Origin of the sequence: Pedobacter changchengzhani (assembly GCF_004354365.1) — a bacterium.
In the GTDB taxonomy this organism is placed as follows: Bacteria; Bacteroidota; Bacteroidia; order Sphingobacteriales; family Sphingobacteriaceae; genus Pedobacter; species Pedobacter changchengzhani.
The window spans coordinates 59,447-80,303 of sequence record NZ_SJCY01000008.1 but is presented as its reverse complement, the minus strand read 5'-3'; the positions used below and the strand labels follow the sequence as shown (position 1 = coordinate 80,303).

Below are 20,857 nucleotides of genomic sequence, written 5' to 3'. Positions count from 1 at the left end.
TTTTTTTATGTGCTTTAATTTACGCTTAGTAAATTGTGAATTCTACACGACGGTTTTCTTGACGACCAGCTGCTGTTTTGTTTGTAGCAATTGGTTGATCAGGTCCGTAACCTGTAGCTTCGATTCTTGATGCATTAGCACCTTGAGAAACTAAGTAAGCTTTGATTGATTCAGCTCTATCTTTAGATAAACGTAAGTTCAATTCTCTTGATCCAGTGATATCTGTGTGACCAGCTAATTTTAAGCTAAAGTTTTTCTCTACTAATAACGCAGCTACTCTATTTAAAGTTGAATAAGATTTGCTACGGATTGTAGATTTACCTAAGTCAAATTCTAAATTCGCGATTGCATCTTTCAATACTTTGCGATCTTCTTCAGTTACAATAACTTTAGTTTCTTTAATGATTTGTGGTTTTGGAGTTACTAAAGGACAACCAGATCCATCAACAACAGTTCCTGCTGCAGTACCTGCACATTTGTCAAATTTATTTGCAACACCATCATTATCATCATCAGCCATATCTTTAGCATACTGTGCTCTATCTCTAGCAGCATTTTGTTCAGCAGTAGATAAAGCATTTCTCAAATAAGCGCTTTCTGCAGCACTTTGCTTACGTAAATCAGCAATTGCACTGTAGTTTTGTAATTGAGATTTGTTTTTGTCACCAATAGCAAACTCGATACCTGCGTGAGAATAAGAATATCTTGCTCCGTTGAAATCGCCTTTCACAGCTGAAGGAGATTTAATGAAGTTGATATCATAACCGAAATCTAAATTGATTCCTTTACTAACACCTAATTTAAATCCAACACCTGTAGGAATGTACCATCCTTCTTTATTAGAATAAACTCGTGTACCTGCTAAATCTGAATTTGACCTCATATAACCAGCACCTGCTTTTACGTAAGGAATTAAAACTGCATTTTCAGTATTAAAACTAAAGTTTGCAATGTTTAATACTGCAGTTAACGATCCCGCATAGTTAATTTGATTAACTTTTTCACCAAGACCAGTAGAAGTTTTAACATCTCCACGAAGGAAATCAGCTTGTAAACCTAATGCTGGTAAAACTTGTAATTTCATAAATGCACCGTAACCGATACTTTTAAATTCTTTAGCAGTAACGCTTGTTCCACCTAAAAAAGTGTTTTGGCTTAAAATACCACCGTGAGCACCAACACTAAAAGTTCTAAAGTCTTTCTTTTCGAATTTAGAATTCATTGGTGCGTCTTGTGCAAATAATTGTGAGGATAAGCCTAGTAAGGCAACCAACATTGTTGATTTTGTAATGTTTAATTTCATTTCTTTCTTTTTTCGTTAAGTATAAGCAGCTTGTTAAACTGCGTAATTACTAAACCTTAAGAAAAAACCTTGCCAAAAACACAATTTAATATTAACTTACAATAAATCAGTATATTATAAATTACATCGATTAAAATATATAGCTACTTGCCACAAATTTTATGAAAATTGACTGTACAGAATTGTGTACACATTTACTAAAGTAAGCAATTTATTTGCAATAGTCATAAATTTCACATTTTTTAACATAAATTTTTAAAACTATTTTCACTTTAAGTAATTATTCTTGGTTCGGAGTTTTTAATTTCAACTTAAACGCATTTCTTAGTTCTAAGCAAGTTTTCGCATCAAGATTTGTTTAAAATACCCCCATTAAGCGGTTTTAAAATTGATTTTTCAATAAAATTGGTCGTGTTGGTGTAATTTCGCAACAGACACTGCGAAATAACAACTTTCTACAATTTATAACGCTGTGTTATTTAATATGGACTTTTACCTATCACAATCGTAATTTCGCAAAGAAATCCCACAATACAATGCCTGCCGATATTACTATATTGAATGAATGTTTGGTGCCGAATTGTGGAATCTCTATGCACTCATCTATATTTTGCATCACATCGTCGTCAACGCCATCCACTTCGTTTCCAAATATAAGTGCATACTTTTTACTCGAATCTGGTTTAAACTTATTAAGCATTGTACTATTTTCTGCTTGCTCAATGGCCACAATTTCGTAACCATCAATCCTTAATTGTTTTATAGCATCAATAGTATTGGCATAATGAATCCAGTTTACAGATTGTGTTGCGCCCAATGCCGTTTTTTCTATTTCTCTGTGTGGTGGTTGTGCAGTAATGCCACAAAGTATAACTTTTTCTAGCGCAAATCCGTCTGCAGTTCTAAAAACCGAGCCTACATTGTGCATGCTCCTTACATTATCTAACACAACTACAACTGGCAATTTCTCTTGTAATTTAAACGTTTCTATGTCTGGGCGATTTAAATCCTCTAATTTTAGCTTTTTCATCAATGCTTTAACTTAAATAGATTTAAAATATTAAAGCATAGTAGGACCATCGCCAATTTTACTAATGTAAACCGCAGCCGGATAACCAATCTTGTCCACATAAAAATCGGTTAAATGCTTCGCAAAATCTTCTTCATAGCCTTTTTCTAAAAGTGCAATTGCGCAACCGCCAAATCCGGCACCCGTCATTCTTGCGCCAATTACGTGGTCGTATCCTGCGCAGAAATCAACAACTGCATCTAACTCTTTACCGCTAACTTCATATAAATCTTTAAGTGATTGATGCGAAGCGTACATTAATCTTCCAAATTCTGTTAAATCGCCGGCGTTTAATGCTTTCGCTGCCAAATGTACCCGATCATTTTCTTTAACAACATGCGTAGCTCTGTTCATCAAAATCTGATCTGTAATTACATGACTGTGGAGCGCAAATTTTTCTGCAGTTAATTCACAAAGATTGTTTAATGTTACTTCTGTATTTAAAGCTGCTAATGCTTGGGCACATTCTTCAACACGTTCATTATATTTAGAATCTGCCAGCTCTCTTGGTTTATTTGTATTGATAATGGCCAAAACGTAATTGCCTAATTTAACATCAACCAACTTGTTTTTTAAAGTGTCGCAATCCAATACAATTGCTTTATCTTTTTCGCCAAAAGTAACCGCAAATTGATCCATAATACCAGAATTTACACCGATAAATTCGTTTTCAACGCGTTTTGCAAATTTAACCAAGTCTAACTTTTCATATCCTAAATTAAAATGATCATTTAATGCGAAAGCAGTTGCAATCTCGATAGAAGCGGATGATGATAAACCAGAACCGATGGGAATGTTGCCAACGAATAAAAAATCTAAACCTGTAAACTGCTTGCCGTCTTTAATAAATTGATTAATCATCCCGATAGGATAATTAAACCAAAAACCTTCATTTTTTTCATGCTCATGGCTTGCACTTATTTCAGCTACGGCTTCAAAATTTAAACTTTTAAATCTAAATACATTTTCGTTATTAGGAGAAATGGCAAGCCATGTGCCTAAAGTTATTGCGCAAGGCATCACAAGGCCACCATTATAATCTATATGTTCACCAATTAAATTTACTCTACCTGGGGTAAAATATACAGCATCCGCATTTTTGTTGTACTGCTCTACAAACTTTTCTTCAAGTTGAACTTTCATCAGATTTAAAAAATTTTAATAAAAAATTATATAGTGGTATGTTTGTTTATAAATAAAACCCCTAAGTTACAATTTATGCAAGTAAAGCAAATACCAACAGGAATAATAATTAACGATAATGAAGTTATTGCGATAGAATTAACAAATAATAAGGGAACTTATGTTCAAATTTTTAATTATGGTGCAATTATAAATAAGTTTATTGTTAAAAATATTAAAAACGAGAGGCAAGACATTGTTTTGGGGTTCGATACTTTTGAGCAATATTTGAATGCTGATTATTTAGCAAATTATCCTTACTTAAATACCGTAATTGGTAGATATGCAAACCGTATTAAGGGTGGTGAATTTAGTATTGCCGATCAGGATTACGAACTGGAAAGAAATTCTGGGAATTGTACTTTACACGGTGGGGCTGAGGGTTTTGATCGTAAACTCTGGGATATTGTAGAAACGGATAACGAAGTAAATGCTTCGGTTACACTGCAATATGAGAGTGTTGATGGCGAAGAAGGTTTTCCAGGGGATTTATTGGTTGAACTTACTTTTGAACTGACGGATAACGATGAACTGATTTTAAGTTACGAAGCAGAAACTGATGAAGATACACCGATTAATTTAACGCATCATATTTATTTTAATTTATCGCCTAACGGAGCCAGTGTTAACCAGCATCATTTACAGGTGTTTGCACCAGCATATTTAGAGCAAGATGAAGATTTTGCCGTTACAGGTAAAGTTTTGCCTGTGGCAAATACAGAATTTGATTTTAGAACTGCGAAAGAAATTGGCAAAGATTGTAATCCGATGGAGGGTTATGATAAAAGTTTTGTATTAAATAAAGCTTATGGCGATTTAACACTTGCAAGTAAAACTTCAGAAGTAGAAAGTGGTTTAATGTTATCGGTTTATACTACAGAACCTGTTGCACATATTTATACAGGTAAGTATTTGGATGTTAAAAATGCCAAAGGTGGAAAAAATTATGAGGCTTTTGATGGTTTTTGCATTGAAACACAGCACCATCCAAATGCGGTAAATATTCCAGAGTTTCCTAACACGGTTTTACAGCCTGAAGATTTGTACACGCAGACAACCATTTTTAAAGTAAGTTTAATTGAATAACAACTAAAGGCTATAAAAATGCTAAAGCTTCTTTCGGCACAAACGGACTAACATCGCCATGATTTCGTAAAATATCGCGCACAATTGTAGAGCTTATTGCAGAATATTCTGGCTTGCTTAACAATAGAATTGTTTCTACTTCTGGCATCATAGTTTGATTAATTTGGGCAATTGCTCTTTCATACTCAAAGTCAGATGCTGAACGGATTCCTCGTACCATGTAAGTAGCGTTAATTTTCCTGCAGAAATCAACCGTTAAACCTTCATACGTGCTAATTTCTATATTTTTATAACCAGCGAAAACTTTGTTTAAAATCTGCAAACGTTGTTCTGCGGTTAAAAAGTTTTGTTTAGCACTGTTTAAGCCGATGCCGATCACAATTTTATCAAAAAGCGTAGTTGCACGTTGTAATATATCTACATGGGCAATTGTAATCGGATCGAAAGATCCCGGAAAAAGTGCTATTTTCATATTTCAAATATAAAGGTTTATCAGTGAAGGAAAAAGTAGCGCATTATTTAAACATAACCGATAAAAATTAATCCTTCAAAAATTATTAACGTATCAGCATTAAAAAAATCCAATAGTTTTTTAAGCTATTGGATTTTAACTTCAATCATTAGCTTTAAACGCTATTTGTAAAAAACATCGTTCCAATGCAATTCATTTCTAAATTGGTTAATTTTTGTATCTGCACCAATATTAATGTACTCAATACCTGCAATATTTGCAAAATCTAATAAATGTTCGGTTGTTAAATTTTGACTGTAAACGGTATGATGTGCACCGCCTGCATAAATCCAAGCTGCGCAGCCTGTTTTCATATCAGGTAATGGCTTCCATAAAACACGTGCAACAGGTAAATTAGGCAAATCGTTTTCTACTTCTACCGCTTCTACCTCATTAACTAATAAGCGGAAACGGTTGCCCATATCAATTAAAGATGCGTTTAATGCATCGCCACCGGCAACATTAAACACCAAACGTGCAGGATCTGCTTTACCACCAATGCCCAAAGGGTGAACTTCTAAACTCGCTTTTCCATCGGCTAAAGAGGCATCAATTTCCAACATGTGCGAACCTAAAACCATCGAATTTGATGGATCGAAATGGTACGTGTAATCTTCCATAAAAGCATTTCCACCAGCTAAACCAGCGCCCATAACTTTACAAGCACGCACCAAAGCAGCCGTTTTCCAGTCACCTTCACCAGCAAAACCATAACCATCGGCCATTAAACGTTGTGCAGCAATTCCAGGTAGTTGAATCATGCCGTGTAAATCTTCAAACGTGTCAGAAAATCCTTTGAAATTGCCATCGGCCAAAAATTTCCTTAAGCCTAATTCTATTTTTGCGGCATCAAATACCGATTGATATTTTGCACCACCGGCCTTTAAATTATCAGCCATTTTATAAGTATTTTCATACTCATCGGTTAATTTTTTTACATCTTCGTCACTTACATTATTAATTACAGCAACTAAATCGCCAATACCATACGTATTTACCGAGAAACCAAATTTCATCTCAGCCTCAACTTTATCGCCATCTGTTACCGCAACATAACGCATATTATCGCCAAAACGGGCAAATTTTGCACCTTGCCAATCGTTCCAACCTGCAGCTGCTCTGCACCAAGTATCAACCTGCTTAATTACTTCTTCATCCTGCCAATGGCCCACAACAACTTTGCGGTCTTTACGCATTCTAGTAACCATAAATCCAAATTCTCGATCGCCGTGCGCGCTTTGGTTCAAATTCATAAAGTCCATATCAATTGTTTTCCAAGGTATGTCTCTATTAAATTGAGTATGTAAGTGTAAAAGAGGTTTTTGCAATGCATTTAAGCCTCTAATCCACATTTTTGCAGGCGAAAAAGTATGCATCCAAGTCATTACACCAATACAATTTTCATCGCTATTGGCCTGTAAAAGTGTTTCGTAAATTTCTTCGGGTGTTTTTACTATTGGTTTAAAAACTACTGAAACTGAAATGCTAGCATTCGAATTAATCGATCTTGCAACCTCTTCGGCATGTATAGCAACTTGCTTTAACGTTTCCTCGCCGTATAAATTCTGTGTTCCGGTAATAAACCAAACCTGTAATTTTTTTAAATCAATCATTTTATATGGGTGTTAAGTTGTATTATTTTTGTTTTCCAGTTATGGGTTATCATTTTAGAATTATACCTTGGATCTTTATTCTTTAATCCTTGCTCTTTGTTCCATTTTCGGCTTCTTTTTGTTTGAAAACCAAGGTTCTGTCTTTTATCGGTTACGATAGTCCCGCTTTCCGTTTTACTCACCCGAGAAAAACGGGTTTCGTGCTCACTCCAATCAGGTTTAAATAATTCGGGTAAACCTATATAACTCAGGCAGGCGCTTTTCAAATTCTGTTATTGTAATTTGTTCAATTTTTGGCTAAAGCCTATTTCAAATTCCATATTATCCCTTGGCTGAAGCCAAGGGCTATGAATTTACCACCGCTGTACGTTTAAAACCCTTCTAAATAATCTCTCTGTTGAGACCAAAAACTATGCATTTTATCATTGCCATCGGTTTTAACCCTTCTAAATAATCCCTTTATTGAAGCCAAGAACTATGCAATTTACCATCGCCGTCGGTTTAAAATCCTTTTTATAATCCCTTTGATTAAACCAAGGACTATGTATTTTATCATTGCCGTCGGTTTTAACCGACGGATTATTGTTAAAGTCATTATTGGCTTTAGCCAAAATGTTTAAAAGCATTTGCCCCGCTATATAATTTAAACGCTTCGACAGCCAAATATCTCCCGTGTAAAAATCATTTTTAGCATTATAAAAGCAACAAACGGAATGGTTTTTTTAAGCTTAAAAAGTTTGTGTTCACAATATCATAACTATGCAACCTCTCATTTATTTTAATACGCTTTGCCATTTTTCCTTGCTCTTGATTCTTTGATCTTCAACCTATTTCTGGCCATAATAAGCGCCATCGCCATGTTTCCGCTGAAAATGCTTTTGAATTAGCGAGTCTTTAAGTTTCGGTGCAGATGGATTTATTTGTCTGGTAAGCAAAGCCATTTGCGCCACAGCCTCTAAAACAGCACTGTTGTAAACGGCTTTTTCGGCAGTTTTGCCCCACGTAAAAGGCGCGTGGTTACCAACTAAAATCATTTCTACTTCTTTATAACTTAAACCCAATTTTTTAAAATGATTGATGATTTGGAAACCAGTTTCGTACTCATAATTCCCGCTTATCATATCGTCATCCATTGGCGGTGCACAGGGAATATCTACAGTTAAATGATCTGCGTGGGTAGTTCCAAAAATCGGAATTGCAGTTTGCGCTTGTGCCCAAGCTGTTGCGAAAGTAGAGTGTGTGTGTACAATTCCACTAATATCCGACCAGTTTTTGTACAAAACAGCATGCGTCTGCGTATCAGATGATGGTCTTAAATTACCTTCAATGGTTTTGCCATCAAAATTAACTATAACCATTTTATCAGCCGTTAACTCCTCATAAGGTACACCGCTTGGTTTAATAGCAAACACACCTTTTGATTGATCTGCAGCACTAACATTACCGAAGGTAAACAATACCAAATTTAATTTTGGTAGTTGCATATTGGCTTCATAAGCCTGTTCTTGTATATCTTGGTAAATGCTCACAGTGTAAATTGTTTTAAATCTTTATTGTTATACCTTTCAATATACCTACCTAATCCTAAATATTTTTGGTAATGTTGGCGGTACATATTTTGCTTCTGCAGGTTTGGCTGGTATTCTTTTTCAAATCCCGCGCCCATGGCCGTTATTGCATCCTGTATAGTTGGATGAATACCCGATGCCACGGCAGCAAACATTGCCGCGCCTAATGCGCAGGTATGTTCTGTTTTGTGTACTCTAATCGGCATTTCTAAAATATCCGACATCATTTGCATAATGTATGGCGATTTTTTGGCGACACCGCCAATTGCAATAATTCCTTCAACAGCAACACCTTCATCACGAAAACGATCTACAATACTTTTAGAGCCAAAACAGGTAGCTTCTGCCAATGCCCTAAAAAATTTCGGTGCATCGGTTCCTAATGATAATCCAGTTATAGCAGCCTTTAGTTCTTGGTTGGCGTCTGGCGTTCTTCTTCCGTTTAGCCAATCAATTGCCAACTCGGCATAATCTCCATCGCCCAATTCTTCGGCTTGTTTGCTCAGTTTGGCAATTATTTTCGATTCTACTTCTTCTTTTAAAGCTATTGCTGTTTGTTTGTCAATTACAGCTGATTCGGTAAGTAAATGATTTAATGGCCAGCTAATTAAATTTTTAAACCATGCGTAAACATCTCCAAAAGCCGATTGACCTGCTTCTAATCCTGCCATGTCCGGTAAAACGGAACCATCTACTTGTCCACAAATTCCGCCCACCAATTTCCCTTCCATATCTTTATTGGGTGCAACTAAAATATCGCAGGTACTTGTGCCCATTACTTTACTTAAATAATAGGGTTCAATTTGAGCACCCACTGCACCCATGTGCGCGTCAAATGCACCAATGCCAATTATTACATCAGTGGTTAAACCAAGCTTGTCTGCCCAAAATGCACTTAAATTTCCTACTGAAGTGTCGGCTGTATATGTTTTCTCAAAAGAATCATCTCTAAATCCATTTAATAGTGGATCTAAACTTGTAAAAAAATCTTCTGGTGGTAAACCGCCAAATTCTGCCGCCCATAAAGCTTTATGACCCGCAGCGCAACGACTGCGTTTGAGGTTTTTTACATCACTACCGCCACATAAATAAAATGGCAACCAATCACATTGTTCCACAAAAGAAATCATCTCAGCTTTTACAACTTTATCTGTTCTAACAACATGTAAAAGTTTTGCCCAAAACCATTCCGACGAATAAATTCCACCACAAAATTTTAAATAGTTTATTTCGAATTTCTTCGCGTGGTCGTTAATTTCTCTTGCTTCGGCAACAGCTGTATGGTCTTTCCACAACACAAACATTGCATTTGGATTCTCCTCAAATTCTGGCTTTAAAGCTAAGGGCAAACCTGCGCCATCTACGGCTATAGGAGTAGAGCCTGTTGTATCAATTGTAATGCCTTTAACTTCTTTGGCAACTGCTCCGCCACCAGCTTTCAATAAACAGTCTTTAATGGTATGTTCTATCCCTTCTATATAATCTAATGGGTGTTGCCTAAACTGATTTTTTGCAGGGTTGCAATATAATCCTTTTTTCCATCTAGGATAGAAAAACACCGATGTCGAAATCTCTTTACCGTCTTTAGTATCTACCAAAACTGATCGTACAGAATCTGTACCATAATCAACACCAATTACATATTTTGTTGTATCCATATTTTTTAATAAATGTTAAATTAACGTTTATTATTTTATTAAACAAAATTTATTTTTTCACATTTTAATTTAGCTTATTTAATGATGGTTTTAAAATTTAATTCTAGTTTAATTTTTACCAAGAGATGTTTAATCAAATTTTTAAACAGATTGTACTAACGTTACTTTTGTATCAGATGAAGAGAAAAATTATAATTGCTGTTACAGGCGCAAGCGGGTCTGTTTATGCGAAAGTTTTATTTGATCAAATTGCAAAAATTGAAGATCAAATAGATGCCGTTGGCGTAGTGATGAGCGATAATGCCAAAGACGTTTGGAAATATGAACTCGGCAATGAGGCTTACAATAATTATAATTTCAATTTTTACAGCAAAAATGATTTCAACGCACCTTTTGCATCAGGTTCTGCAAAATACGACACCATGATAATTGTACCATGCTCTATGGGTACTTTAGGCAGGATTGCGCATGGCATATCCAATGATTTAATATCAAGAGCCGCTGATGTTATTTTAAAAGAACGGAGAAAGTTAATTGCCGTGGTTAGAGATACGCCATTTAGTTTAATCCATATCAATAATATGAAAACGGTTACGGAGGCCGGTGGGATTATTTGCCCCGCAAATCCATCATTTTATAGCTTGCCAAAAAGTATTGAAGAAGTTGCAGGAACAGTTGTGAGCAGGGTTTTAGATTTAGCTGGTTTTGAGGTTGATAGCTATAGGTGGAATGAGGCATAATTAATCAAATTTTCATTTTATCTCACTTCTCAATAATCATATCTAATTCCTATCTTTGCGCATCAATGAAAAAAGTAGCTTTTTATACGTTAGGTTGTAAATTAAATTTCTCAGAAACATCAAGTATTGGTCGTTTATTTGCCGATGCGGGTTATGCTGTTGTAGATTTTCAGGATAAGGCAGATGTATATGTGATTAATACCTGTTCGGTAACTGATCATGCTGATAAGAAATGTAGAAAAGTAGTTAAAGAAGCTTTAAAGTATTCTCCAAATGCTTTTGTTACCATTGTAGGTTGCTATGCGCAGCTAAAACCACAAGAAATTGCCGAAATTGAAGGTGTAGATATGGTTTTGGGTGCTGCAGAAAAATTCAGAATTGTAGAATATATAACCGATTTAACTAAAAAGCCTAAAACAGTTGTTCATCAACAAAGTATAGAAAAAGTAAATCACAACTTCATTGCTTCATATTCTATAGGTGATAGAACGCGTACATTTTTAAAAGTACAGGATGGTTGCGATTATCCTTGTACCTACTGTACCATTCCGCTTGCTCGTGGCGCCAGCCGAAGTGATACCATTGAAAATGTCGTTAATCGCGCCAAAATGATTGCTGAAAGTGGCGTAAAAGAAATTGTTTTAACAGGCGTAAACCTAGGCGATTTCGGTATTAGAAACGGTGAGCGTGAAGATAAATTTTTCGATTTGGTGAAAGCACTCGATGAAGTTAACGGCATTGAGAGAATCAGGATTTCTTCGATAGAACCAAACCTTTTGAGCAACGAAATTATCGAATTTGTTGCCACATCGAAAAGTTTTGTGCCGCACTTCCATATTCCATTACAATCGGGTTCGGATAAAATTTTGGGTTTAATGCGCAGGCGTTACCGCACCGATTTGTACGTAGAACGCGTTGCAAAAATAAAGGAAGTAATGCCAAACTGTTGTATTGGTGTTGATGTTATTGTAGGCTTTCCTGGCGAAACCAAAGCCGATTTTTTAGAAACTTATAAGTTTTTGAATGAGTTGGATATTTCTTATTTGCATGTTTTTAGCTATTCTGAACGCGAACAAACGGAAGCAGCTGCAATGAAGGGCGTAGTTGCTGGAAGCGAAAGAAATGAACGTAGCAAAATGCTTCATATTTTATCTGATAAGAAAAGAAGAGCGTTTTATGAATCTCAAATTGGTAACCATGCAGAAGTGCTTTTCGAAGCCGATCAAAAAATGGGTTACATGCACGGTTTTACGAAGAACTATGTAAAAGTTAGGGCCAAATATGATCCGCTTATGGTTAATGAACTAAAAGGAGTAAAACTTTCGGCGCTAAACGCGGATGGAGAAGTGGATGTGACCGAACTCGAAACTGTTTACAGCCATTAATACTTCGATATTTTAGTACTTTAAATTTTTTTAGGATTTAGTTCATCAACCGGTTTTTAAAGAATAGAAACTGTGTTGGGAGCATCTCTATATCCAATAGTGCGCTCGTTCGCTTTTTTATTGTAACGAAAATTGGATTTCTTTTCCTCCGATTATTCCTATATTAGGCTAATTTATTTCGTTAATAAACCAAAATATTCGAAAACAAATGAAGAAAATTTTAATGGTGGCCAGTATTATTTTGCTTTGCAGTAAGAGTTTTGCTCAAAATGACCCTAATTTAGGCATTATTCCTGTTCCCGTTTCTATAACAAAGGGGAATGGCAACTTCACTTTAGATAAAACTGTTGTAATGGTTTCAGAAGGAGCGGAGGGTGCGAAAATGGCCGATTTGTTAAATGCATTTATTGTTACGAAAGGTGGTTTCGCACTTCGTGAGGTTAAAAATCCCTTGTTAAAGCAAAAATCTATAGTGCTTACTTCATTAGGGGCCGAAAAATTACCTAATGAAGGTTATACAATAAACATAACACCAACTCAAATTACCTTAATAGGAAAAGGTGCAGGTTTATTTTATGCGGTACAAACCGTTATGCAAATGTTGCCCGACAAAACGAACGATAAAATTATTGTTCCAACGGTAATTATAAATGATTATCCTCGTTTTAGTTATCGTGGAAGTATGTTGGATGTTGGGAGGCATTTTTTCCCAGTTGCGTTTATTAAGCAATTTATTGATCGATTGGCTTTCTATAAAATCAACAATTTTCATTGGCATTTAACCGAAGATCAGGGGTGGAGAATAGAAATTAAGAAATACCCGAAGCTTACTTCTGTAGGTTCGGCACGTAATGGCACAATAATAGGTCACCACCCGGGAATTGGGAATACATCTACAGCGTATAAGGGATTCTACACGCAAGAAGAAGCTAAAGAAATTGTAAAATATGCTACGGATAGATATATAAACGTTATTCCTGAAATTGAAATGCCCGGACACAGTTCGGCTGCAATTGCTGCATATCCAGAATTAAGTTGTTTTCCTGACAGTAGCACTTATATTGATCCAAAAACGCCGTGGTGGGGTAGTAGAAAGGGCAAACAAGTACAACAAACTTGGGGTGTTTTTGATGATGTTTACACACCTACAGAAAATACCTTTATTTTTTTGCAAAATGTTTTAGATGAAGTTATGGCTATTTTTCCATCGAAATACATCCACATTGGCGGCGATGAAAGTCCAAAGAAATATTGGAAAGAATCTCGTTTTTGCCAAGCTTTAATGAAAGAGAAAGGATTTAAAGATGAGCATGAATTACAGAGCTATTTTATTCAACGGATGGAAAAATACCTGAACAGTAAAGGGAGAATGATTATTGGTTGGGATGAAATTTTAGAGGGCGGTTTGGCGCCAAATGCCACTGTAATGAGCTGGCGAGGTGAAAGCGGTGGCATCGCAGCAGCACAGCAAAATCACAATGTAATTATGACACCTGGTTCGATGGGTTTGTATATTGACCACAACCAATCTAACTCAAACGATGAGCCGGTTTTAATTGGAGGTTTAGCACCATATACAAAAAGTTATATGTACGATCCGGTACCTAAAGTGTTAACAGCAGATCAACAGAAATATATTTTAGGCGTGCAAGCCAACTTATGGACAGAATATATCACAAGTCCGGCAAAGGCCGAATATCAAGCTTATCCACGGTTATTGGCTTTATCGGAAATTGCTTGGAGTCCGGTTGCGAGGAAAGACCTACAGAATTTTGCTGAACAAAGATTACCAAAGCATTTGGCTAGAATGGATAAAGAGGGGGTAAATTTTTGGGTACCAACGCCGATAGGGCAAAGTGATGAGACATTAACAGGCGAAAGTTTTACTTTTGCATTCAAAGTTCCGGTTGAGGGGGGGGAAATTTACTATTCTTTAGATGAATCTCGTCCTTCGGAAAATGCTACTTTATATACTTCGGCATTTAAAATAGTTGTGCCAAAGGGCGAAAAAAGAACTTTAAAAACAATTGTAATTGCGCCAAGCGGAAGAAGAAGTGTGATGAAGGAAACGATTTTAAATAACGGTTACATCGATCCAAATGCGCCTAAAAAAACGAAATAATTAACCGTTTTGGTTTCGAAGCTAATTTGTTTATCAATATTAAGCTGTAAATTTTGGGAAGAAAAAAGTTCTCCATTTTGGATAGGATAAGAAGTTTTAGGTTCGCTATTAACGGATTAAAAATATTCTTTTTAACGGAACATAATGGTCGTATCCATTTAGTTGCAGCATTGCTGGCGATTTTTTTAGGGATTTTTCTTAAAATTTCGAATGTAGAATGGGTTATAGTTTGTTTAATTATAGGTGCTGTTTTTGTTGCAGAAATTTTAAATACGGCAATAGAAAAATTAGCAGATTTGGTAACTGAAGAAATTAATCCCAAAATAAAAATAGTTAAAGATATTGCTGCAGGGGCAGTATTGGTAATTGCAATTGTTGCGCTTATTGTGGGTTTATTAGTCTTTTTGCCAAAGTTAATCGCTCTTTTATTGTAAGGCCATAACTTCTCTCGTTTTATCGGCAATAATTACATCCCAACGTGCTTGCATTTTATGGTTACTACCGTGTTCGGTTTCCTCATCGTAATTTAGTTGCATGGTATTGAAATATGTGCTCAGCTGGTTGGCGAGGTTGGCAATTTCAGTTTTGTAATTTCTAACAGAATATTCGTTGTTTTTTAAAACCCGATCAGCTTCTTTAAGCAAAATATATTCGATATTTACATGCCCCTGTTCGTGATGCAATAAGCTTTCTCTTATTTTCGGTTCAGTTATTTTATCCCATTTTACCCATGATCGGTTTACATCAATCGAAAGCGTATTGGTCAAGTCGATTTTAACTTTCGTTTTACTAGCGGTAGAATTGTAGCTGTACTTCCAAGTCATCGCTGTTAAAGCAAAAAATGGCGAGTTTTTATCGGCTTTGCCTTTATAATGTGTTGCCCAATCCAATTGTGGAGGCGTGTAATTGTCTTGTTTAAAACTTATGAAAGACAATGTTATAATAAAAGATATAAGCGCGAACAGTTTTTTCATCATTTAATGATCCCCAAAATAGATGTGGAATGGTTAAATTACTCATTAGCAAAAAACTGGCCATTAATGCGTTCAAACTTTTCTATCAGTAAATCTATCCGTTGTTTTTCGCGTTTCATTACTTTTTTTCTAACCAATGTAGAGCAAAATAATATCCATAAAAAAGTTAATCCAATGGCGATTGATTTTTGAATTATCGTAAACGAAGAGAGTACTTCTATAAAATAAAATATCAGTCCTAAAGATAGCGCAATGGTGTAAAACCAATACAATTTGTTGTACAAAGAATATCGGTTTAGTTGATAAGTTTTTAAGCCGTTTAAAAACTTTTGAGGATGGTCTGTGATATCATTATTGGCAATAAGCTTGTAATCTCGATAAAGTATTAAGGTATAGATTAAAACTGCAATAGCTGTTATTCCAAGTCCGACGTGTGTGGTCCACGATTCAAAATGGAAAAATACCCAAACCGATAAAATAGCCACTAACGAAACGAGCATGCCTATTATATTTAAGGCCGACTTAAATTTAATTCCACCAACTTCTTTTTTTACTTGTTGCAACATTTCGTCGGCAGAAACCTTAACTTCTACCTCATGCTTTTGCCACAGTTCTTGTATTTGATCAAATGCTTGCATATTGGTTGTATAGTTCGGTTAATTTTTGTTTAATACGGTGGATTTTTACTCTCAGATTGCCTTCGCTAATGCCAGAAATATCTGCTATTTCATTATATGGCAGTTCATCTAGTACCATTGTTATAATTAAGCGGTCGTTTTCTTCTAATTTTGAAATACATTTATAAAGCAATGCAACCTGTTCATTTTTTTCTGAGAACTCCTCAACTTTGTTTTCAATAATGTTATCTGTGAGTTCGTCTTTTGCCTGCCTTTTTTCTGAGCGTAAGTAAGTTAAGCAGGTGTTTACGGCAATTCGGTATATCCATGTAGAGATGAGCGATTTATTTCTGAATTTATCTAAATTTTGCCAAACCTTTAAAAAGGTTTCTTGTAGCAAATCATTGGCAGCATCTGCATCTCCAGCATATCCCAAACATAAATGAAAGATTTTCTTAGAATTAGAATCAAATATCTCTTTAAATAATTTGTCTTTATGCTCCATTTAGGTGTTATGAACTGTATGTTAGAATGCACAAACTTAGAATTGTTACAGACAAACTTAGAACAAAAATAAAAAATACTTGCTTCCTGAGTGCAAATTTTTAATTTTGTTAATTAAGTGGTGGCTTTTTTTCGGAAGTATTAAAAATAAAATGGGCATTATTCATTTTGTTTATTTGCTTTCTGTACCAAAATGATCACTATGGACTAACTTTTTTTATTCATGAAATAATAATTTAGTCTCAAATAAACCCCAACACAAACTAACTAATCAGGTATTCATATCATTATTGAGGTAAATCGCCTCTACAAAACAACCTAAATGAAAAAAAATAAAATCGGCTTTATCTCTTTGATACTCATTTCTATTGCAATCATTCTTACTATTTTAAAAGAGTTCAACTATATTGAATTATCTCCAGATATAATGATGGCGATGCGTTGGATTGTTGCAGTTATATTAATTACACACGCACTCCTTAAAAAAAACTTAACAACATGGATTTTAGTCGCCATGATGCTGGGCGTATTTATAGGTGTAGATTTTCCTAACGTAGCCACAGCGTTGCACCCTTTAAGCAAGGGTTTTATTAAATTGGTTAAAACTATTGTTGGTCCAATTCTTTTCGGAACGTTGGTTTACGGTATTGCAGGACATTCAGATTTAAAACAAGTAGGCAGAATGGCTTGGAAATCAATGCTTTATTTCTTCTGTGCAACTTCATGTGCCATCTTTATCGGCTTAGCCGTTATTAATATTACGCATGCCGGTATTGGAGTAGATATTTCAAAAATGCCTAAACAGCAACTGCCTACTGCCCAAGTTGTGGATGCTGATTTACAAAATCTACCCGAAAACGTGCATGGTGTTTATAAATTTTCGCATTTTATATACGAATTGTTTCCAGAGAACGTGGTGAAATCCATGTACGAGAATAAGGTTTTGCAGATTGTGGTATTCTCCGTTTTATTTGGTGTGGGATTGGCATTAGTGGAAGAGAAAAAGAGGAAGCCTTTGGTTGATTTAGCCGAAAGTTTATCAGAAACGATGTTTAAATTCACGAACATCATTATGTATTTTGCGCCAATTGGAGTGGGTGCAGCGATGGCTTATACGGTGGGGCATTTGGGTGTGGATATTCTCAAGAATTTATTTATGTTGCTTGGTTCGCTCTATATCGCTTTAATACTGTTTTTATTGTTGGTGTTTCTTCCAATTATGTTGTTCTTAAAAATACCGATTAAAAAATTTATACAAGCTGTGAAAGAACCTGTTTCAATTGCGTTTGCTACCACGAGTTCTGATGCGGCATTACCTGCAGCAATGAGCAATATGGAAAGGTTTGGCGTGCCACGTAAAATTGTTTCGTTCGTAATTCCTACGGGCTATAGTTTTAACTTAGATGGTACATCGCTGTATTTATCATTAGCGGCTATTTTTGTTGCGCAAGCAGCTGGGATGCACTTAAGCTTTGGTCATCAATTGGCAATTGCTTTTACACTTATGATCACTAGTAAAGGTGTTGCCGCTGTACCAAGGGCATCGTTAATTGTACTTATTGCAACAGCAGAACAGTTTGGTTTACCGGTATTTATTATTGCAGCAATTTTGGGTATTGATGAACTGATGGACATGGCGAGAACATCGGTAAACGTAATTGGTAATTGTTTAGCTACCGTTGTAATTTCTAAATGGGAGGGCGAGTTTGATGAAAATGCTGCGCACAATTTTGTTGAGGATTAAATATTTGGAAATGAAAGTAAAGAAAAACTACATTTGCATAAATTTGGAGTTTAACACTATTTGATATTATGATTTTAGTATGTTATCAATTAGAATTAAAATTTTAAAATTTGTGCGGATTTTAAGCGTCTTGCATTTTAATAATACATTTATTCAAAATTAATAAAAGTGTCTAACAGAGGAAAAAAAATATTTTTAGCTTGTAGTGTAATTTTACCTATGTTGCTATATTGTTATATTTATTACAAGCCGATTTTGCAAAATGCACCATTTAGGGCTAAAGATTTTGTATCGATGGAATATAGCTGGGGAAGAAAAGACACATTAGAGAATAGATACAGTTCGGTTACGGGCGTTTATGAATATTTAAACAGTCAGGATTCGTTAATTAAACGAAAAATGTTTTTAAAAAGTGACGATATTTTGTACATGCACACTAAAGCTAATGAAATTGGACTTTGGAATTTTCCGGATACGATAGGCTACAAATCTAACAAACACGCCAATACGCGTTACGATATGGTTTTTAGATACAAGGAAAAGACCAAACATGTAGTGCTTTATTCAAACTTCGATGGAAACCCAAAGTTGCTTGATGCAGCGGTGCAGATGCGGAAAGTAATCGAAGAAACTTTAAATCTTGTAGAGAAACGAACAGGGTATTAAATGTAAATTGATAGATCGAAAACAGATCGTTTTGAGGCGAATTAAAAGCGCAAAAATTATTTTTGATATCTGTTTGTGTGTTAATCTAATTTATTCTATATTTGCACCTCGTTAAATAAAATTATAAAACTAATATTTAAACAATGTACGCAATAGTAAATATAGCAGGGCAGCAATTTAAGGTTGCTAAAGACCAGCACCTTTTTGTACACAGGTTACAAGGAGATGAAGGCGCTAGTATTGAATTTGACAATGTATTGTTGGTTGATAATGGTGGTACAATCACTGTAGGTACGCCTGCAGTTAAAGGTGCTAAAATTTCAGCTAAAATCGTGTCTCATTTAAAAGGTGATAAAGTAATTATTTTCCACAAGAAACGTAGAAAAGGTTACAAAAAGAAAAACGGTCACCGCCAGTATTTTACCAAGATTCAGATTTCTGATATCACTCTATAATTAATTGTTAACCCAATAATTCGCTTTTAGCGAGTTACAAAATATAAAAAAATGGCACACAAAAAAGGAGCCGGTAGTTCGAGAAACGGACGTGAATCGCATTCAAAACGTTTAGGTATTAAAGTTTTCGGTGGTCAATTAGCGATTGCAGGAAACATTATAGTACGTCAACGCGGTACAAAACATCACCCAGATAAAGGTGTTGGTATTGGAAAAGACCATACATTATTTGCTTTAGTAGATGGAACTGTTGTTTTCAGAAAGAAAGCGGATAACAAATCTTACGTTTCTATTCTTCCAATTACTGATGTAGAAATTGAAGAAGCATTGGCTAAGAAACCAGTCGCTAAAAAAGCAGTTGTTGCTAAAGAAGTTGTTGCTAAAGAAGTTGTTGCTGAAGAAGCTCCAGCTAAGAAAGCACCAGTTAAAAAACAAGTTAAAAAAGAAGAAACTACTGAAGAAGCTGCGCCAGCAGAATAATTAGTGTAAACTTATATGCAAAAAGTCCTTATGAAAGTAAGGACTTTTTTTTATGCATATTTTTTAAAGTAAGGGAATATTAAATTTAAAGTTTAATTAATATTCTCTATCCATCAACTGGTGTGTTAAAACTAATAAATTAGCCTTCGCTTCGTCATCTACATTTATTTTGGAGAAAACATTTAACGCCTTGTTTTTATAGTATTCCATGCTTTTTCTGGCAATGTTTTGGATACCTAAATTATCGTAAATTGATTTTACAACAGCTACTTTTTCCTTATTATCGAATTGTTGTAGCTGTGTCCAATGTTTGAGTGCTGTCTTATCATTTCCTTCGGCCAATTCGAAAGCTTTGAGCAGTAGAAAAGTTTTTTTATTGGCAATAATATCTCCACCAACTTGTTTGCCAAACTTTTCTGGATCAGCATAGACATCTAAAATATCATCGTGAAGTTGAAAGGCAATTCCAATATTTTCTCCAAATTGATATATTAATTCAGCATCCTCTGGCTTTGCATCAGCGATTATTGCACCCAATTTTAATGCTCCACCAAGTAAAACGGCAGTTTTCAATCTAATCATATTGATGTATTCTTCAATACTTACATCATCTCTAGATTCGAAATCCATATCCAATTGCTGGCCTTCGCAAACACCTTGGGCAGTTGCATTAAAAGTGAAAAGCGAATCTTTCAAAAATTTAGCATCAATTTTAGCTAGGTTTTTATTCGCTTCCACCATCATTACATCGCCACTTAAAATTGCAGTGTTGGTACTCCATTTTTCATGTACAGTTTGCTGTCCTCTGCGTAAGGGAGCGTTGTCCATAATATCATCATGCACCAATGTAAAGTTATGAAAAACCTCTATTGCCATGGCAGCATCAATGGCTTCGTAAGGATTTTTTCCAAAAAGTTCTGCAGCCATTAAAACCAATACAGGCCTAATTCGTTTGCCACCTAAACTCATAATATAGCTTATGGGTTCGTATAAATCTTTCGGCTTTGGCGGATAACTTATTTTAGCAATCGCATCTTCAATAATTTTTTGGTGCTGGGTAATGGTTAACATTTTTTATTCATTTTTTGGCAGTCAGTTATACTAATTGGCCGATTTAATAACTGGTTTAAATCGTTTTTTACTGATTGTTGTAGGCTAATTTTATTAATTCGATGTTTTT

Annotated in this window: 20 protein-coding genes; 9 read left to right on the top strand and 11 right to left on the bottom strand. The window is 35.2% G+C overall.

What is annotated here, in order from left to right; genetic code table 11:
• Nucleotides 1-25 precede the first annotated feature (25 nt).
• From EZJ43_RS11845 to EZJ43_RS11835, 3 genes are all read right to left on the bottom strand, one after another.
• Nucleotides 26-1,303 carry an OmpA family protein gene (locus tag EZJ43_RS11845; protein WP_133262932.1) on the bottom strand — a complete coding sequence of 426 codons (1,278 nt, stop codon included), beginning with the start codon at nucleotides 1,301-1,303 and terminating at the stop codon, nucleotides 26-28.
• Nucleotides 1,304-1,802: 499 nt separating this feature from the next.
• Nucleotides 1,803-2,333 (bottom strand): RNA methyltransferase, encoded by a 531-nt coding sequence (locus EZJ43_RS11840; protein WP_133262931.1) that lies wholly within the window; start codon nucleotides 2,331-2,333, stop codon nucleotides 1,803-1,805.
• Nucleotides 2,334-2,363: 30 nt separating this feature from the next.
• Nucleotides 2,364-3,515 (bottom strand): galactokinase, encoded by a 1,152-nt coding sequence (locus EZJ43_RS11835; protein ID WP_133262930.1) that lies wholly within the window; start codon nucleotides 3,513-3,515, stop codon nucleotides 2,364-2,366.
• 75 nt (nucleotides 3,516-3,590) lie between these two features.
• Here EZJ43_RS11835 and EZJ43_RS11830 point away from each other — a divergent pair, with 75 nt between their 5' ends.
• Nucleotides 3,591-4,640 (top strand): aldose epimerase family protein, encoded by a 1,050-nt coding sequence (locus EZJ43_RS11830; RefSeq protein ID WP_133262929.1) that lies wholly within the window; start codon nucleotides 3,591-3,593, stop codon nucleotides 4,638-4,640.
• A gap of 10 nt (nucleotides 4,641-4,650) precedes the next feature.
• On the opposite strand, the gene coaD is transcribed toward EZJ43_RS11830, so the two are convergent.
• The 4 genes from coaD to EZJ43_RS11810 all read right to left on the bottom strand — a co-directional run bounded on the left by coaD (nucleotide 4,651) and on the right by EZJ43_RS11810 (nucleotide 9,990).
• On the bottom strand, nucleotides 4,651-5,112 hold the full coding sequence (gene coaD / locus EZJ43_RS11825; RefSeq protein ID WP_133262928.1) for a pantetheine-phosphate adenylyltransferase: 462 nt from the start codon (nucleotides 5,110-5,112) through the stop codon (nucleotides 4,651-4,653).
• Between the two features lie 161 nt (nucleotides 5,113-5,273).
• The gene (gene araA, locus EZJ43_RS11820) at nucleotides 5,274-6,764 is read right to left on the bottom strand and encodes an L-arabinose isomerase (protein WP_133262927.1); all 1,491 of its coding nucleotides are present in this window, start codon (nucleotides 6,762-6,764) and stop codon (nucleotides 5,274-5,276) included.
• A gap of 827 nt (nucleotides 6,765-7,591) precedes the next feature.
• A complete protein-coding gene (gene araD / locus EZJ43_RS11815; protein WP_133262926.1) occupies nucleotides 7,592-8,293 on the bottom strand; it encodes an L-ribulose-5-phosphate 4-epimerase AraD in 702 nt (233 codons plus the stop codon).
• On the bottom strand, nucleotides 8,290-9,990 hold the full coding sequence (locus EZJ43_RS11810) for a ribulokinase (RefSeq protein WP_133262925.1): 1,701 nt from the start codon (nucleotides 9,988-9,990) through the stop codon (nucleotides 8,290-8,292). Before EZJ43_RS11810 ends, araD begins: the two co-directional genes overlap by 4 nt.
• Nucleotides 9,991-10,166: 176 nt before the next feature.
• On the opposite strand from EZJ43_RS11810, the gene EZJ43_RS11805 reads away from it, so the two are divergent.
• The 4 genes from EZJ43_RS11805 (at nucleotide 10,167) to EZJ43_RS11790 (ending at nucleotide 14,671) form a co-directional block, all read left to right on the top strand.
• On the top strand, nucleotides 10,167-10,730 hold the full coding sequence (locus tag EZJ43_RS11805; protein ID WP_133262924.1) for a UbiX family flavin prenyltransferase: 564 nt from the start codon (nucleotides 10,167-10,169) through the stop codon (nucleotides 10,728-10,730).
• A gap of 65 nt (nucleotides 10,731-10,795) precedes the next feature.
• Nucleotides 10,796-12,115 carry a tRNA (N(6)-L-threonylcarbamoyladenosine(37)-C(2))-methylthiotransferase MtaB gene (gene mtaB, locus EZJ43_RS11800; protein WP_133262923.1) on the top strand — a complete coding sequence of 440 codons (1,320 nt, stop codon included), beginning with the start codon at nucleotides 10,796-10,798 and terminating at the stop codon, nucleotides 12,113-12,115.
• A gap of 208 nt (nucleotides 12,116-12,323) precedes the next feature.
• On the top strand, nucleotides 12,324-14,237 hold the full coding sequence (locus tag EZJ43_RS11795; protein ID WP_133262922.1) for a beta-N-acetylhexosaminidase: 1,914 nt from the start codon (nucleotides 12,324-12,326) through the stop codon (nucleotides 14,235-14,237).
• A 53-nt stretch (nucleotides 14,238-14,290) separates the two neighbouring features.
• Nucleotides 14,291-14,671: a diacylglycerol kinase family protein gene (locus EZJ43_RS11790; protein ID WP_133262921.1), complete on the top strand. Its 381-nt coding sequence runs from the start codon at nucleotides 14,291-14,293 to the stop codon at nucleotides 14,669-14,671.
• On the opposite strand, the gene EZJ43_RS11785 is transcribed toward EZJ43_RS11790, so the two are convergent.
• The 3 genes from EZJ43_RS11785 to EZJ43_RS11775 are packed head-to-tail and all read right to left on the bottom strand — an operon-like array spanning nucleotide 14,663 to nucleotide 16,333.
• Nucleotides 14,663-15,211: a DUF922 domain-containing protein gene (locus EZJ43_RS11785; RefSeq protein ID WP_165953155.1), complete on the bottom strand. Its 549-nt coding sequence runs from the start codon at nucleotides 15,209-15,211 to the stop codon at nucleotides 14,663-14,665. The genes EZJ43_RS11790 and EZJ43_RS11785 overlap by 9 nt on opposite strands.
• A 38-nt stretch (nucleotides 15,212-15,249) precedes the next feature.
• Complete coding sequence (locus EZJ43_RS11780; protein WP_133262919.1) at nucleotides 15,250-15,849, bottom strand: hypothetical protein; 600 nt, start codon at nucleotides 15,847-15,849, stop codon at nucleotides 15,250-15,252.
• Nucleotides 15,836-16,333 (bottom strand): RNA polymerase sigma factor, encoded by a 498-nt coding sequence (locus tag EZJ43_RS11775; protein WP_133262918.1) that lies wholly within the window; start codon nucleotides 16,331-16,333, stop codon nucleotides 15,836-15,838. The genes EZJ43_RS11780 and EZJ43_RS11775 overlap by 14 nt, the downstream gene beginning before the upstream one ends.
• 321 nt (nucleotides 16,334-16,654) lie before the next feature.
• Between EZJ43_RS11775 and EZJ43_RS11770 the strand changes: the two genes are divergently transcribed.
• The 4 genes from EZJ43_RS11770 to rpmA all read left to right on the top strand — a co-directional run bounded on the left by EZJ43_RS11770 (nucleotide 16,655) and on the right by rpmA (nucleotide 19,677).
• Nucleotides 16,655-18,076: a dicarboxylate/amino acid:cation symporter gene (locus EZJ43_RS11770; protein ID WP_133262917.1), complete on the top strand. Its 1,422-nt coding sequence runs from the start codon at nucleotides 16,655-16,657 to the stop codon at nucleotides 18,074-18,076.
• 168 nt (nucleotides 18,077-18,244) lie between these two features.
• Complete coding sequence (locus EZJ43_RS11765) at nucleotides 18,245-18,742, top strand: hypothetical protein (protein ID WP_133262916.1); 498 nt, start codon at nucleotides 18,245-18,247, stop codon at nucleotides 18,740-18,742.
• Between the two features lie 143 nt (nucleotides 18,743-18,885).
• The gene (gene rplU, locus EZJ43_RS11760) at nucleotides 18,886-19,197 is read left to right on the top strand and encodes a 50S ribosomal protein L21 (protein WP_133262915.1); all 312 of its coding nucleotides are present in this window, start codon (nucleotides 18,886-18,888) and stop codon (nucleotides 19,195-19,197) included.
• Between the two features lie 51 nt (nucleotides 19,198-19,248).
• A complete protein-coding gene (rpmA, locus tag EZJ43_RS11755) occupies nucleotides 19,249-19,677 on the top strand; it encodes a 50S ribosomal protein L27 (protein ID WP_133262914.1) in 429 nt (142 codons plus the stop codon).
• A 96-nt stretch (nucleotides 19,678-19,773) separates the two neighbouring features.
• Here the strand turns inward: rpmA and EZJ43_RS11750 are convergent, their stop codons facing one another.
• Entirely contained in the window at nucleotides 19,774-20,748 is a 975-nt protein-coding gene (locus EZJ43_RS11750; protein WP_133262913.1) for a polyprenyl synthetase family protein, read from the bottom strand.
• Between the last annotated feature and the right edge of the window lie 109 nt (nucleotides 20,749-20,857).